Annotated in this window: 11 protein-coding genes; 4 read left to right on the forward strand and 7 right to left on the reverse strand. The window is 60.2% G+C overall.

Annotated elements, in window-relative coordinates:
• Window position 1: 1 nt before the first annotated feature.
• Both LIS66_RS17915 and LIS66_RS17920 read left to right on the forward strand, forming a co-directional pair.
• On the forward strand, window positions 2-583 hold the full coding sequence (locus LIS66_RS17915; RefSeq protein WP_227972732.1) for a CsiV family protein: 582 nt from the start codon (window positions 2-4) through the stop codon (window positions 581-583).
• Window positions 584-594: 11 nt separating this feature from the next.
• A complete protein-coding gene (locus LIS66_RS17920; RefSeq protein ID WP_227972733.1) occupies window positions 595-3285 on the forward strand; it encodes a DEAD/DEAH box helicase in 2691 nt (896 codons plus the stop codon).
• A 122-nt stretch (window positions 3286-3407) separates the two neighbouring features.
• On the opposite strand, the gene LIS66_RS17925 is transcribed toward LIS66_RS17920, so the two are convergent.
• From LIS66_RS17925 to LIS66_RS17940, 4 genes are all read right to left on the reverse strand, one after another.
• A complete protein-coding gene (locus LIS66_RS17925; protein ID WP_227972734.1) occupies window positions 3408-6701 on the reverse strand; it encodes a DEAD/DEAH box helicase in 3294 nt (1097 codons plus the stop codon).
• A gap of 9 nt (window positions 6702-6710) precedes the next feature.
• A complete protein-coding gene (locus LIS66_RS17930) occupies window positions 6711-7448 on the reverse strand; it encodes an S-methyl-5'-thioinosine phosphorylase (protein ID WP_042609039.1) in 738 nt (245 codons plus the stop codon).
• Window positions 7449-7460: 12 nt separating this feature from the next.
• Window positions 7461-8471 (reverse strand): beta-N-acetylhexosaminidase, encoded by a 1011-nt coding sequence (gene nagZ, locus LIS66_RS17935; RefSeq protein ID WP_064365361.1) that lies wholly within the window; start codon window positions 8469-8471, stop codon window positions 7461-7463.
• Between the two features lie 158 nt (window positions 8472-8629).
• Window positions 8630-9337 (reverse strand): TetR/AcrR family transcriptional regulator, encoded by a 708-nt coding sequence (locus tag LIS66_RS17940; protein WP_042609037.1) that lies wholly within the window; start codon window positions 9335-9337, stop codon window positions 8630-8632.
• Between the two features lie 229 nt (window positions 9338-9566).
• Here LIS66_RS17940 and lexA point away from each other — a divergent pair, with 229 nt between their 5' ends.
• Window positions 9567-10175 carry a transcriptional repressor LexA gene (gene lexA / locus LIS66_RS17945; protein ID WP_016775490.1) on the forward strand — a complete coding sequence of 203 codons (609 nt, stop codon included), beginning with the start codon at window positions 9567-9569 and terminating at the stop codon, window positions 10173-10175.
• 10 nt (window positions 10176-10185) lie between these two features.
• Complete coding sequence (sulA, locus tag LIS66_RS17950; RefSeq protein WP_064365362.1) at window positions 10186-10659, forward strand: SOS-induced cell division inhibitor SulA; 474 nt, start codon at window positions 10186-10188, stop codon at window positions 10657-10659.
• 97 nt (window positions 10660-10756) lie between these two features.
• Here sulA and LIS66_RS17955 read toward each other — a convergent pair whose 3' ends face one another.
• The 3 genes from LIS66_RS17955 to topA all read right to left on the reverse strand — a co-directional run bounded on the left by LIS66_RS17955 (window position 10757) and on the right by topA (window position 14399).
• Window positions 10757-10990 (reverse strand): hypothetical protein, encoded by a 234-nt coding sequence (locus tag LIS66_RS17955; protein ID WP_003226592.1) that lies wholly within the window; start codon window positions 10988-10990, stop codon window positions 10757-10759.
• 106 nt (window positions 10991-11096) lie between these two features.
• Window positions 11097-11621 carry a DUF6586 family protein gene (locus tag LIS66_RS17960; RefSeq protein WP_123419114.1) on the reverse strand — a complete coding sequence of 175 codons (525 nt, stop codon included), beginning with the start codon at window positions 11619-11621 and terminating at the stop codon, window positions 11097-11099.
• A gap of 144 nt (window positions 11622-11765) precedes the next feature.
• Window positions 11766-14399: a type I DNA topoisomerase gene (gene topA, locus LIS66_RS17965; protein WP_042609034.1), complete on the reverse strand. Its 2634-nt coding sequence runs from the start codon at window positions 14397-14399 to the stop codon at window positions 11766-11768.
• Window positions 14400-14499: the final 100 nt, after the last annotated feature.

Here is a 14499-nt window from a genome sequence, read left to right on the forward strand (position 1 = left end):
GATGCGCCTGTTCCGCTCTCTGACTTTGTTGCTTGCCTCGCTCTTGATTACAGTGGCAGCACCAGCGGCGTTTGCCGATGACACGTATCAGGTCGAAATGATTCTGGTGCGCCAGAATGCCGTACCCGCAATCGTCAGCCGCGCCGCCCCGGAAGACTGGGCCGCTGGCGCCCAGCGTTTGGGCAACGACAGCCAGCGCACGCCCGCGCTCAATGATGTGGTAACCAAACTCACGGCCAGCGGCGAGTACACGGTGCTGATGCACAAAGCCTGGCAGCAGAGCCTCGGCGAAGCGCCAGCGAAAGTCGCAGTCAGTGAAGGTCAGGAGCAGTTCGGCCAGTTCCCCATCGAGGGCACGCTGGAAATGAAACTCGGCCGCTTCACCGACGTGACCGCCGACTTCTGGGTCAATCAGATCGACGCCAATGGCCTGGTCACCGCCAGTGAGCGTCTGCGCCAGGACAGCCACACCAAGAACGGCCAGCTCAACTACCTCGACAACGGTCATCTGGCCTTGCTGATCAAGATCACTTCCCTCACCGCGCCAGCGCCGCGGGAAGCGCCTGAAGTCGTGCCGGACTGATCGAAGTCCTTATGCCGCCGCCCCTGAGCAAACCGCTGGCCCCGTCGTGGGTCAGCCGATTCAAAGAACAGAGTCTGGAGCGCGGCCGTCGCTACGCTTTGGAGAATCGGGTGCGCATCGCCCAGGTCGGCGATGCGACCATCACCGCCAGTTGCGAAGGTTCTGGCGGCAGTGTCTACCGGCAGACTATCCATCTGCGCGAGTCAGCCAAAGCCACCCTGCTGCTGGTCGACGCCACCTGCACCTGTCCGGTGCGCAGCAACTGCAAACACTGCGCTGCGGTGCTGCTGAAAATCCAGGAAACCCTCGACTACCCCGCCGCCGCGAAAGATGCCGAACTGCTGGAGAAACTCCAGGCGGTGCTGGAAAACCGCAGTCCGAAAGCGCCGCCGCAAGTGCTGGTGGACAACGTGCAGCCGGTGCCGCGCTTGTGGCTGGCGAGCGTCGAGTTCAGCGCCTTCGAGCCGCGCAACGGCAAGATGCAGCGTTACATTCAACACCGCGCGGCGCTGTCGTTCAGCTATCTGGACGAATACGTCAGCGGGCAAAAACACAGCGATATCCTGATCCGTCAGGAAACCCAGACCCTGCGGATAAAACGCCACCCGGATGTTGAACAGTCCTACCGCGAACAGCTACGCATCCTCGGTTTCCGCATCGCCACCCGGCAGAGCAAAGCTCTGCCGGAAAGCGCCGGCGAACTTTACGAAATGGTCAACGACAGCGCCTGGCTGACCTTCACTCTCAACGATCTGCCGAAGTTGCGCAGCCAGGGCTGGGAGTTGCAGATCGATGAAGAATTCGGCTTCGACCTGACCGCCGTCGACGACTGGTACGCCACCGTCGAACAGGCGCCGGAGCGCGACTGGTTCGATCTGGAACTGGGCATTATCGTCAACGGCGAACGCCTGAGCCTGCTGCCGATCCTGCTCAATCTGATGCGCTCGCACACCGAGATCCTCAACCCGGAACGCCTCGCCCGCCGTCGCGATGACGAATTGATTCTGGTAAACATTCCGCAACGCACCAGCGAGCACGGCCCGTTGCAAGTGGCGCTGCCGCTCGGCCGCTTGAAGCCGGTATTGATGACGCTGGGCGAGTTCTATTTGCAGGAGCCGGGCGAAACCACCCTGCGCCTGAGCAAGGCTGACGCCACCCGGCTCAATTCGCTGGAAGGCCTGCCGCTGCTGTGGGAAGGCGGCGAGCAGATCCGCACCTTCGCTCAGCGCCTGCGCGACATCCGCGATTTCAGCGCCGAAGCGCCGCAAGGCTTGAACGCAACGCTGCGCCCCTACCAGCTCGAAGGCTTGAGCTGGATGCAATCGCTGCGGCAACTGGAAGTCGGCGGGATTCTTGCGGATGACATGGGCCTGGGCAAAACCCTACAGACCCTGGCGCATATTCTCACCGAGAAGAACGCCGGACGCCTCGATCGCCCGTGCATGGTGGTGATGCCGACCAGCCTGATCCCCAACTGGCTCGACGAGGCCGCGCACTTTACTCCGCAACTGAAAGTACTCGCGCTGTATGGCGCCACGCGCAAGAAACACTTCGACAATCTCGCCGACTTCGATCTGATCCTCACCACCTACGCCCTGCTGCCAAAAGACGTCGAGCGCTTGGCCAAACAGCCGCTGCACGTATTGGTGCTGGACGAAGCGCAGTACATCAAGAACCCCAACAGCAAAGCCGCCCAGGCCGCGCGCGACCTGAATGCGCGCCAGCGCCTGTGCCTCAGCGGTACGCCGCTGGAAAACCACTTGGGTGAACTGTGGTCGCTGTTTCACTTCCTGCTGCCGGGCTGGCTCGGCGACGTGAAGAGCTTCAATGCCGACTACCGCGTGCCGATCGAAAAGCGCGGCAGTGAAGTCAGGCTGCAGCACCTCAACGGTCGGATAAAACCGTTTCTGCTACGCAGGACCAAAGAGCAGGTCGCCACTGAGCTGCCGCCGAAAACCGAAATCATCCATTGGGTCGAACTCAACGAAGCGCAGCGCGATGTGTACGAAACCATGCGCCTGGCGATGGACAAGAAAGTCCGCGACGAGATCACCCGCAAAGGTGTGGCGCGCAGCCAGATCATCATTCTCGAAGCACTGCTCAAGCTGCGTCAGGTCTGCTGCGACCTGCGTCTGGTCAACGACGCCACCCTGCCTGCACGCGGCAGCACCTCGGGCAAACTCGACAGCCTGATGGAAATGCTTGAGGAATTGTTCGAAGAAGGTCGGCGGATTCTGCTGTTCTCGCAATTCACTTCGATGCTGTCGTTGATCGAGGACGAACTGAAAAAACGCAAGGTCGCCTATGCCCTGCTCACCGGCCAGACCCGTGACCGGCGCACCCCGGTAAAGGAATTCCAGAGCGGCAAGCGTCAGATCTTTCTGATCAGCCTGAAGGCTGGCGGTGTCGGTCTGAACCTGACCGAAGCCGATACGGTGATTCACTACGACCCGTGGTGGAACCCGGCGACCGAGAACCAGGCCACCGATCGGGCCTATCGCATTGGCCAGGAAAAACCGGTGTTCGTGTACAAGATGATTGCCCGGGGCACGGTGGAAGAGAAGATTCAGCACCTGCAGAAGGAAAAGTCCGACCTCGCCGCGGGCGTGCTCGATGGGCGCAAGGCCGGAGACTGGAAGTTGCAGAGCGATGATATTGAAGCGCTGTTTGCGCCGTTGCCGGACAAGATCGACAAGCGTTGAAATCGTCGTCGCCGGTTAGATAGCTTTCGCGAGCAGGCTCACTCCCACACGATCCAGATTCACTGAAGATCAAATGTGGGAGCGAGCCTGCTCGCGAAGGGCCTCACCGCGGTTCAAACCCTTCAACCTCTGGAAACAGGCAACGGCGCAAACAACGCTTCGATATCACTCTGTTCCAATTTGAAGCCGCCCGTCGTGCCCCCCTCAAGCACAGCCCCGGCCAGCGCAGCCTTCTCCTGCTGCAACGCCTGGATCTTCTCCTCCACGGTGCCTTTGGCAATCAGCTTGTAGACGAATACCGGATTGTTCTGGCCGATACGATAAGCCCGATCAGTCGCCTGATTCTCCACGGCCGGGTTCCACCACGGATCGAAGTGAATCACCGTGTCCGCCGCCGTCAGGTTTAGACCAGTACCGCCGGCCTTGAGACTGATGAGGAACAACGGCACCTTGCCGCCCTGAAAATTCTTGACTGGCGTGCGCCGGTCGGTGGTGTCGCCGGTCAGCAACGAATAACCGAGCCCACGCTGCTGCAACTCCTCCTCGATCAGCGCCAGCATCGAGGTGAACTGGGAGAACAGCAGAATTCTGCGACCTTCACCGAGCAATTCTTCAAGCATCTCCATCAGGCTGGTCAGCTTGCCGCTGCCCGAGCGCAACGCCTTCGCCGTGAGCGGCATGTTGATCAAGCGCAGATCGCAGCAGACCTGACGCAGCTTGAGCAGCGCATCGAGAATGATGATCTGACTGCGCGCCACGCCGCTGCGGGCGATTTCGTCGCGGACCTTTTTGTCCATGGCCACGCGCACCGTTTCATAGACGTCGCGCTGACCATCGCTGAGTTCGACCCAGTGAATGATCTCGGTTTTCGGCGGCAACTCGGTAGCGACCTGATCCTTCTTGCGCCGCAGCAAAAACGGCTTGATCCGCGCCGTCAGGTGCTGCATGCGCTGCACGTTGCCGTGCTTCTCGATCGGTGTGCGGTAATCGCGGTTGAACGACTTGCTGTCGCCGAGCCAGCCGGGCATGAGGAAATGGAACTGCGACCACAGCTCCCCGAGGTGGTTTTCCAGTGGCGTACCGCTCAGACACAAGCGCTGACGGGCCTGCAAGTCACGTGCGGCCTGCGCGGCTTTGCTCAGCGGGTTCTTGATGTTCTGCGCTTCGTCGAGAATCAGTACGCTCCACGCCTGCGGCTGCAACGTCTCCAGATCCCTGGGCAGCAATGCGTAAGTGGTCAGCACAAGGTCGTATTCGGCGAGATTGGCGAAGTCTTTTTGCCGCCCGGTGCCGTGCAGCGCCAGCACTTTCAACTGCGGCGTGAAGCGCTCGGCTTCATCGAGCCAGTTGGGAATCAGGCTGGTCGGCATTACCGCCAGTGCCGGGCAATCGAGACGCCCGGCGTGCTTTTCCGTGAGCAGGTGCGCCAGGGTCTGCAGGGTTTTGCCCAGGCCCATGTCATCGCCAAGAATGCCGCCGACCTCCAGCTCGCGCAGGGTTTGCATCCAGTTCAAGCCTTCGAGCTGATACGGGCGCAGTTGCGCATTGAGACCGGCCGGCGCAGCAACGTGGGCGTGACTGGAATTCTGCAGGCGCCTGGCAAAGGACCGCAGGCGCTCGCCGCCCTGCCAATCCAGCGGCACGCCATCGAGCATACTCAGGCGCGCGGCGTCTGGAGCGGTCAAGCGCAGCGCATCGCCCTGATGTCCGCCCAGGTACAGTTCACCCAGCGTCGCCATCAGCGGTTTGACCCGACTCAGCGGCAACGCGACCTTGGCACCCGCCGGATCGCCAAAACCGTTGGGCTTGAGTTCGATCAGGAGTTTTTCGTCATCGCTGCGTTGCGCCAGATTGACCGGGTCGAGCAAGCGCGGCTGGGTGCGCAACAGATGCAGAAGGATCGGCAGCAAGCTGTAGCGCTCGCCATTGACGACGATGCCCAACTGCAAATCAAACCACTGATGCCCGGCCTCTTCTTCGACCTCGGCGTACCACTGTTCAACCGGTTGCACATTGAAATGGAAGCCGGGACTGATCTCGATTTTCCAGTCTGCGGCGCGCAGTGTGGCAAGCCCTTCGTGCATGAATCCGAGCCAGGCGGAATCATCCGGCAAGGTAAACATCTCGCCGGGACGATCCATAGCGCTCTTGCGCGTGGCTTTTTTGAAGCCGTGCTTTTGCAGGCTCTGGCGCAGCTTCTTTTCCAGCGCAGGCTGACGTTGAATGCGCTGGGTTTCGCTGCCGTTGAGGATCATTACTTCCGGGTTGCGATCCACCACCGGATGGCCGTTGTAGGTAAACAGCAGAGCGGCGCGGTGCTCCAGCACGTATTCCCAGCGCGAGCGTTCTCGACCGCTGACGAGGGTCAACTGCGGCTGCGGCAGCACGTCATCGATGATTCGTTCGGTGAGCTTGTGCGGCGGCGGGATTCTGGTCGTCGCGCTCATGCGATGACTGAACTGCATGGCCTGACGCGCCGGAATGTCTGGGGCGAGGGTCAAATGGCAGGCGAGTTTTTCTTCCAGCTCACTGAACAGAGGGCCAACCTGTCGCTGCTCACGATCGAGGTAATAAAGCGGCTCCAGCGCCAGCACGGTTTCCTGTGCGGCTTCGGCACTGCTCCACTGCGCGCGGAAGCCGCCGTCGGCCTGCTCGGCCCAAGAGAACTGGCCCACGCGTTTCGCGCCCGGCGTCAGGGGCTGCAAGTCTTCGAATTCGAGGAACAGGCGCGAGGTGCGCAGGAGCATTTCCAGCAGTTCGGCGCCACTGCTGCCTTCCAGCGGATAGCCGCTGTAATAGGCGTGATGGGAGTGCATGGCGACCAGCAGCCTGGCGACGCGCAGATCCAGCTCGGACAGGTAGCCGGGCTGGCGCATGAGCATGTCCGAGAGCGAATACATCGGTTTTACTTCGCGCAACTCGCCGCTCTTGAGCTGATAGACCTTGAAAATATCGAGCAGCCACTTGCCGTTCGCAGGCGTCGGTTTGAGCTTGTAAAACAGACGCGTGCCTGCGGTTTGCGCACTTTCTTCAGCAGGCTTGGCCGGCACGGGAATTGTCGACAGCCAATGCTCCAGGGCCCGGCCCAAGGGGACCGCTGCGTCACTTTCAGACGTATCGTCGCCAGTGCCCTGCAGGTGATAGAGCACCGCTGCACAATGCTTGCAATCGATCGCAACGGGACAGGTACACAAGCACCGCAAATTAACCGATCCCAGGCGATCTTCGGACAGGTAGATGCTTTGCTCATACGCCTGAAGTTCCGAACCGACGCAGAACGCCTCGATTTTTTTGTCATCGATTTCGATGATCTCGACCCGGTCATCGGCAGCATAAGCGCGGGCCTTGGCCAACGCCTTGCTAGTGAATGCGTGGGTCCATATCAGCCCTTTAAGCCGCTCGATGAAAATGCTCATGGACAGTCCTTAGCTGGCCAGCACCCGTGCCAACGTAGATTTCACCTTGCCCATGCCATCGTGCAGTGCCTGCTCGATTTCTGCCATGGTGATCACTTCTGTGGTCTTGCCCGCGGCTGGATTCACCACCAGCGCCAGACAGGCGTAATCCAGATCCAGCTCACGGGCCAGCGCGGCTTCCGGCATGCCGGTCATGCCGACGATGTCGCAGCCGTCACGTTCCAGTCGGACGATCTCCGCGACCGTTTCCAGACGTGGGCCCTGGGTGCAGGCGTACACGCCCTGATCGCTGTATTCGCAGCCTTCAGCGGCGAGCGCGGCAATCAGTTGCTGACGCAACGGCTCGCTGTAGGGAAAGCTGAAATCGATATGAGTGACGTGTTCCAGATCGTCGGCGAAATAGGTGTGCTCGCGCCCGCTGGTGTAGTCGACGATCTGATGCGGCACGCAGAAATGCCCGGTGCCCATGGCCGAATGAATCCCGCCGACCGCATTCACTGCGATGATCGCTTCGGCACCGGCCTGCTTCAATGCCCAGAGGTTGGCGCGGTAGTTGACCTTGTGTGGCGGAAAGCGGTGCGGGTGACCGTGACGGGCGAGGAACAGCACTTCCTTGCCCGCGTACTCACCAATCTGCACTTCGGCCGAAGGCGCGCCGTAAGGAGTGTCGACTGCCAGCGACTGGCGGATGCTCAAGCCTTCGAGCTGAGTCAGGCCGGTGCCACCGATGATTGCGTAAACGGTCATAACGAAAAATCCTTAATCGATCAGTTGGGCGTCTTTGAGCGCGCCGAGGGCGGTGAGCCAACGCGGGTCCTGACGATAATCGGTGCTGGCGAAAGCCTGACCGCGCATCTTCGCGATACGCGCGGACGGCTTGACCTTCATGCGCTGGGCGGCGCTGAGGGCCAGTTCGGCAGCGGCGCGGTCGTTGCATACCAGGCCCATGTCGCAGCCAGCAGTGAGCGCAGCTTCGATGCGACTGGCGGCGTCCCCGACCACATGGGCGCCGGCCATCGACAGATCATCACTGAAGATAACGCCATCGAACTGCAACTCGCCGCGCAGGATCTCCTGTAGCCAGCGCCGGGAGAAGCCGGCGGGCTGTGAGTCGACTTGCGGATAGATGACGTGGGCCGGCATGACGGCGGCCAGGTGTTTGCTGAGTTTGGCAAACGGCACGAGATCGTTGGCGCGGATCTCGTCGAGGCTGCGCTCGTCGTTCGGGATCGCCACGTGAGAATCGGCTTCGGCCCAACCGTGGCCGGGGAAATGTTTGCCGGTGGCGGCCATGCCAGCGCTGTTCATGCCGCGAATGAATGCCCCTGCGAGCAAGGCAGCACGCTCGGGATCGCCTTCGAAAGAACGGGTTCCGACCACGGCGCTGCGCTGATAGTCCAGATCCAGCACCGGGGCGAAACTCAGGTCGAGCCCGACCGCCAGCACTTCGGTGGCCATGATCCAGCCGCATTGCTCGGCGAGGTATTCGGCGTTCGGGTTGTCGGCGATGGCGCGCATGGCCGGCAGACGGACGAAACCCTGACGCAGGCGCTGCACGCGCCCGCCCTCCTGATCCACCGCCAGCAACAGATCCGGACGAATCGCACGGATAGCCGCGCTGAGTTCACGCACCTGGCGCGGGTGCTCGATGTTACGGGCGAAAATGATCAGGCCGCCCACTTCGGGCTGACGCAACAATTGGCGATCTTCGGCCGTCAGCCAGGTACCGGCGACGTCCACCATCAACGAGCCTTGCAGGCCAGCAGTCATAGAGATTCCTTGAAAACGAAAAACCCGACCTGCCTGTGTTCGCTACCGTGGGCAGCGCCCGGACGGTCAGCAGAACTCATGCAGATCGGGTTCAGTACGAGAGTCGGCATGGCCGGCTAGCTTAGCGGATCCCCGCTGCCGCGCCCACCCGTGCGCGGTCAAACCTTGGCGGCGACCGGCGTGGATTTGCTGCGCGGCCGCAATTGCGCACTGGCCATGGCTGTATCGGTAACGCCGGTTTCGGCGCGCATGCCGGCGGCGAGGAACGGCACCATCAGGCGCATCACTTGCTCAATGGACGTGTTGACGCCGAAATCGGTTTCGGCAATCGCGCGCAAGGCCTTGATCCCGGACATGCTGAACGCGGCGGCGCCAAGCATGAAGTGCACGCGCCAGAACAGCTCGATCGGCGGAATGCGTGGCGCCGCTTCGTTGACCAGGAGCATGTAGCGGCGGAACACCTTGCCGTACATGTCTTCCAGATAACGCCGCAAGTGGCCCTGGCTCTGACTGAACGCGAGGCCGAGCAGGCGCATGAAGATGGACAGGTCGTTGCCGCTGCGAGGCTGCACGACGAGTGCTTGCTCGACGAGGATTTCCAGCAACTCTTCGAGCGTCGGCTTGTTTTCCGGCTTGGCCTGACGGCGCTCGAGCTCTTTGTCGAGACTGACGCAGAATGGTCCGAGAAAACGCGAAAACACCGCCTGGATCAGCGCCTTCTTCGAGCCGAAGTGATAATTCACCGCAGCCAGATTGACGCCAGCCTTGCTGGTGATCAAACGCAATGAGGTTTCAGCGAATCCTTTCTCCGCGAACAACTGCTCGGCAGCATCAAGAATGCGTTCAACGGTTTCCGACTGGGCCATGGCTACTCCGCCTGACAAACACTTGTTTGAAACATACGTTTCAGCCTGTGCCTTGTCAAGCCTGCCGGTTCGTTTTGGGAATGGTCGGTCAGCTATTTAACCACACAAGACCACAGCATTAATAAGCGCCCTTGGCGACCGCTCGGCGGGCGGCAAAAAAACGCCCATTGCCAAGAGCGCTTCACTGTATATAATCCCAGTCACTGTATAAAAAGACAGAGCGATCAATATGCTAAAGCTGACGCCACGCCAAGCCGAGATTCTGGCCTTTATCAAACGTTGCCTAGAAGACAACGGCTATCCGCCCACCCGTGCGGAAATCGCTCAGGAACTGGGTTTCAAATCGCCCAATGCGGCGGAAGAACATCTCAAGGCCCTGGCCCGCAAGGGCGCGATCGAGATGACGCCCGGCGCTTCCCGCGGCATCCGTATTCCCGGCTTCGAAGCCAAGGCCGACGACTCCACCCTGCCGATCATTGGCCGAGTGGCTGCCGGCGCGCCGATCCTCGCCCAGCAGCACATCGAAGAATCCTGCAACATCAACCCGACCTTTTTCCATCCTCGCGCCGACTACCTGTTGCGTGTGCACGGCATGAGCATGAAGGACATCGGCATCTTCGACGGTGATCTATTGGCCGTCCATACCACCCGTGAAGCACGTAACGGCCAGGTCGTGGTTGCCCGTATCGGCGACGAAGTCACGGTCAAGCGCTTCAAGCGGGAAGGCAGCAAAGTCTGGCTGATCGCCGAAAACCCCGAGTTTGCCCCTATCGAAGTCGACCTGAAAGATCAGGAACTGGTGATTGAAGGCTTGAGTGTCGGCGTCATTCGCCGCTAAAGGAGGCTCCATGCAGTTCCCACACACACCTCAGCAAACACAACTGCCTTTATTCGAAGCGTTTCTGGCCCAGCCTATGGCGCCGATTCTGAAAGACGTGGTCGAGCGTGATTGGAATGCCAAACCCGATGCCTTCAGTGAACTGTCACTGCGTGGTGCTGCCGGGAACTGCCTGAACCTGCTCGCGCCGATCCTGCGCGAGCTCAGCGAGGATCAGGATGCTCGCTGGCTGACGCTGATCGCTCCGCCCGCCAGCCTGACGCAAACCTGGCTGCGCGATGCCGGACTGAATCGCGAACGCATTCTGCTGCTGCAACCGCGGGGCACTCAAAGCGCTCAGCAACTGGCGTGCGAAGCTTTGCGCCTGGGTCGCAGCCATACCGTGGTGACCTGGCTCAACCCGTTGAACGCCAACTCGCGGCAACAACTGATCAGCGCCGCGCGTACGGGCGAAGCTCAGAGTCTGAACATTCGTTTGGGGTAATTGCCTGGTGATGCGGGCTGTGTGAAGCGCAGGGCTTCTCCATGGATAGAGAAGCCGATCTGAAGTGCAAGCGATCGAGAAAAGGTCAAGGCGTGGATCAATGAAGAACCCGCGGCCCCTCTTCCTTATCAAACTCGCCTTCAACCATACGCCCCGCCATCTGCACGCCGACGCTCAGCATCGCTTTGGCAATTTCGACGTGCTGGCCTTGCAGGAACGCCTTGGCATCCTCGGAGAAATCCAGCGTCACCAGGGAGCCTTCGTCCTCAGCCCTGCGCAGTTCGATTCGGCCGTCTGGTAACTCGACAATTTCTAGAAAGGACGTTGGCATATAAGTCTGTTCTCCACGAAAGGCAGCGATTATATAGACATCATTCGAGCTTCGCTCGGGATCTTGACCAGCAGCATGTTTCTGATTGCCACTGCATCAAACCCCGTCAGCACTCGTTCAAGCCTTCACGGAATCTAATGGCCAAGCCTTTGAGGCTCTGTCGCCAGCTCTCCAGTTCCTCTCGAGTCAGCTCTTCTGACGCCTCTTCTTCATCCAGGTTGATGGCCTGAATCAGCGGCTGTGTCACGTCGCCTTTCGGCTTGCGTGGCACCCTGGGAGGTTGAAACAGTGCCGCGTGCGCCGCCAGCAGTTTGGCCAGCCAGGTTTCCGGATTACCGGCCAGCTCGACCATTTCTGCGAGCTCCGGGATAGCGATCGATTCCAGAACTTCCTGCTTCAGCAACTCCTCCGCCCTCGGCGAATTGGCCTGCGGTAGCCGGTAAAAACCGGCAATCTCATGACACAGACCCAGCAGTGCGCCGTAGAGGTGGAACAGCGCCGACTCACGCCCGGCCTGAATCAGCGCCAGAGAATTCATCGCCCGCCCTTCTTCAGCACGAGCCAGAGCTTCAAGTGACAGGCCGGCGAAATAGATTTTCTGGTTGGTGCGGGTATAGAGTTCGTGGGCCATGACGGCAGCCTCCACAACGAAATAATTGCTTCACACAGGCCCGACAGTGTCGTGGATCAGCCAATGCCACCGCAAGCACAAAACAAAAAGGCCGCATGAAATCCTTAAGGTTTCATGCGGCCTTTTCGCTGTTCAGACTAACGCTTACTCAGCCTTGGCCTTCGCGCTGCGCTTGTCTTCAACTGTCCACTTGCCACCGTCGTAATACGCCTTCCATCCTGTAGGCTTGCCATCGACTTCGGTCTGCACGTATTGCTCCTTGGTCTTGCGGCTGTAGCGGATGACCGCCGGCAGACCGTCAGGATCCTTCTGCGGAGCTTCGCACAGGAAGTGGTACTTCGGATCGATCTCGTCCTTGTGCGGCAGAATCTCGATTACCAGCGGAGCACGGGTCTCGCGGTTTTTCGGGAACTGACTGGCGGCCAGGAACAGACCGGATGCGCCGTCGCGCAGGATGTAGGTGTCGTTGACCTTTTCGCATTTCAGCTCAGGCATCTTCACCGGATCCATCTTCGGTGGCGCTGCGTCACCGCTCTTCAGCAGTTTGCGGGTGTTTTTGCACTCCGGGTTGGTGCAACCGAAGAACTTGCCGAAACGACCGGTCTTGAGCTGCATCTCGCTGCCGCACTTGTCGCACTCCAGACTAGGACCTTCATAGCCCTTGATGCGATAGCTGCCCTCTTCGATTTCATAACCGGCGCAATCCGGGTTGTTACCGCAGATGTGCAACTTGCGCTTTTCGTCCAGCAGGTAGGCGTCCATCGCCGTGCTGCAGATCGGGCAACGATGCTTGCCACGCAGTACCAGCGATTCCGATTCACCCTCGTCGTCCGCTGCGATTTCATCGCCCGGCACCAGGTTGACCGTGGCCTTGCAGCGCTCTTTCGGCGGCAGGCTGTAGCCCGAGCAGCCGAGGAACACGCCAGTCGAGGCAGTACGAATCTGCATCGGGCGGCCGCAGGTGGTGCACGGAATGTCGGTCATGACCGGCTGGTTGGCGCGCATGCCGCTGTCCGGATTTTCCGCTACTTCGAGTTTCTTCTTGAAGTCGCCGTAGAACTCGTCCAGTACGTTTTTCCAGTCGCGCTCGCCTTGCGCCACGTCATCGAGGTTCTCTTCCATGCCGGCGGTGAAGCCGTAGTCCATGAGATTGGAGAAACTCTCGGAAAGACGCTCGGTGACGATGTCGCCCATCTTCTCCGAATAGAAACGGCGGTTGTGCAGCGTCACGTAACCGCGATCCTGAATGGTCGAAATGATCGCAGCGTAGGTCGAAGGACGACCGATGCCGCGTTTTTCCATTTCCTTGACCAGACTGGCTTCGGAGTAGCGCGCCGGTGGCTTGGTGAAATGCTGCGACGGATCGAGCTTGATCAGCTTCATCACATCGCCCTGCGCCATATCCGGCAGTACGTCGTCATCGCCGGGCTTGGCAATTTGTGGCATCACGCGGGTGTAACCGTCGAACTTGAGGATACGGCCCTTGGCGCGCAGCTCGAAGTCGCCAGCGCCAACGCTGACGGTGGTCGACAGGTACTGCGCCGGCAGCATCTGGCAGGCGAGGAACTGACGCCAGATCAGCTCATACAGACGCTCGGCATCGCGCTCCATACCCGCCAGTTTGCTCGGTGTGGTGTTGGCGTCGGAGGGACGAATCGCTTCGTGAGCCTCTTGCGCACCTTCCTTGCTGCTGTAGACGTTTGGCGATTCCGGCAGGTATTTCTTGCCGAACTCGTCTTCGATGTAAGTGCGCGCCATCGCTACGGCGTCGGCCGAGAGATTGGTCGAGTCGGTACGCATGTAAGTGATGTAGCCGGCTTCGTACAGACGCTGGGCCATCATCATGGTTTTCTTCACGCCGAAACCGAGGCGGTTGCTCGCGGCCTGCTGCAAGGTCGAGGTGATGAAAGGCGCCGACGGCTTGCTGCTGGTCGGCTTGTCTTCGCGCTTGACGATGCTGTAGCTGGAGGATTTGAGCTTCTCCAGCGCAGCCATGGCCTGGGCTTCGTTGAGCGGCTTGAAGGCTTCGCCTTTTTCGCGAGCCACTTCGAAACGCACGGTCGAGCCTTTGGCAGTGCCGAGATCGGCATGCACTTCCCAGTATTCTTCCGGGATGAACGCACGAATTTCGCGCTCACGCTCGACCACCAGTTTCACCGCTACCGATTGCACACGACCGGCGGACAGACCACGGGCGATCTTGGCCCACAGCAGCGGCGACACCATGTAGCCGACGACGCGGTCGAGGAAGCGACGCGCCTGCTGGGCGTTGACACGATCGATGTCCAGCTCGCCCGGCTCGGAGAAGGCTTCCTGAATCGCCTTCTTGGTGATTTCGTTGAACACCACGCGCTTGTAGCGGCTGTCATCACCACCGATGGCTTCGCGCAGGTGCCAGGCAATGGCTTCCCCCTCGCGATCCAAGTCGGTTGCGAGATAGATGGTGTCAGCATCCTTGGCGAGCCGGCGCAGCTCTTCGATGACCTTCTCTTTACCCGGAAGGATCTCGTACTTGGCTTTCCAGCCGTGCTCGGGATCGACGCCCATACGCGAGACCAGCTGCTTGCGAGCTTTGTCTTTCGGCGAGAGCACCGGACCTTCGCCCGCAGCCGCCTTGCCACGCTTGGCGGCTGGCTCTTTGCTGGCGCTAGCCGAACCGCTGGTGGGCAGGTCTCGGATATGGCCGATACTCGACTTCACCACGTATTGGTTACCCAGATACTTGTTGATGGTCTTGGCCTTAGCCGGGGATTCCACAATGACCAGCGATTTGCCCATGGATCAGAAAATTCCTGAATTCTAGAAGTGAAAGGCGGTTGGCGCCTGACGCGGCACCGCTATATATAGTTGATACAAGGTGAGGTCAAGCGCAGGGTTC

This window comes from Pseudomonas sp. HN2 (assembly GCF_020736465.1).
Taxonomy (GTDB): domain Bacteria; phylum Pseudomonadota; class Gammaproteobacteria; order Pseudomonadales; family Pseudomonadaceae; genus Aquipseudomonas; species Aquipseudomonas moraviensis_A.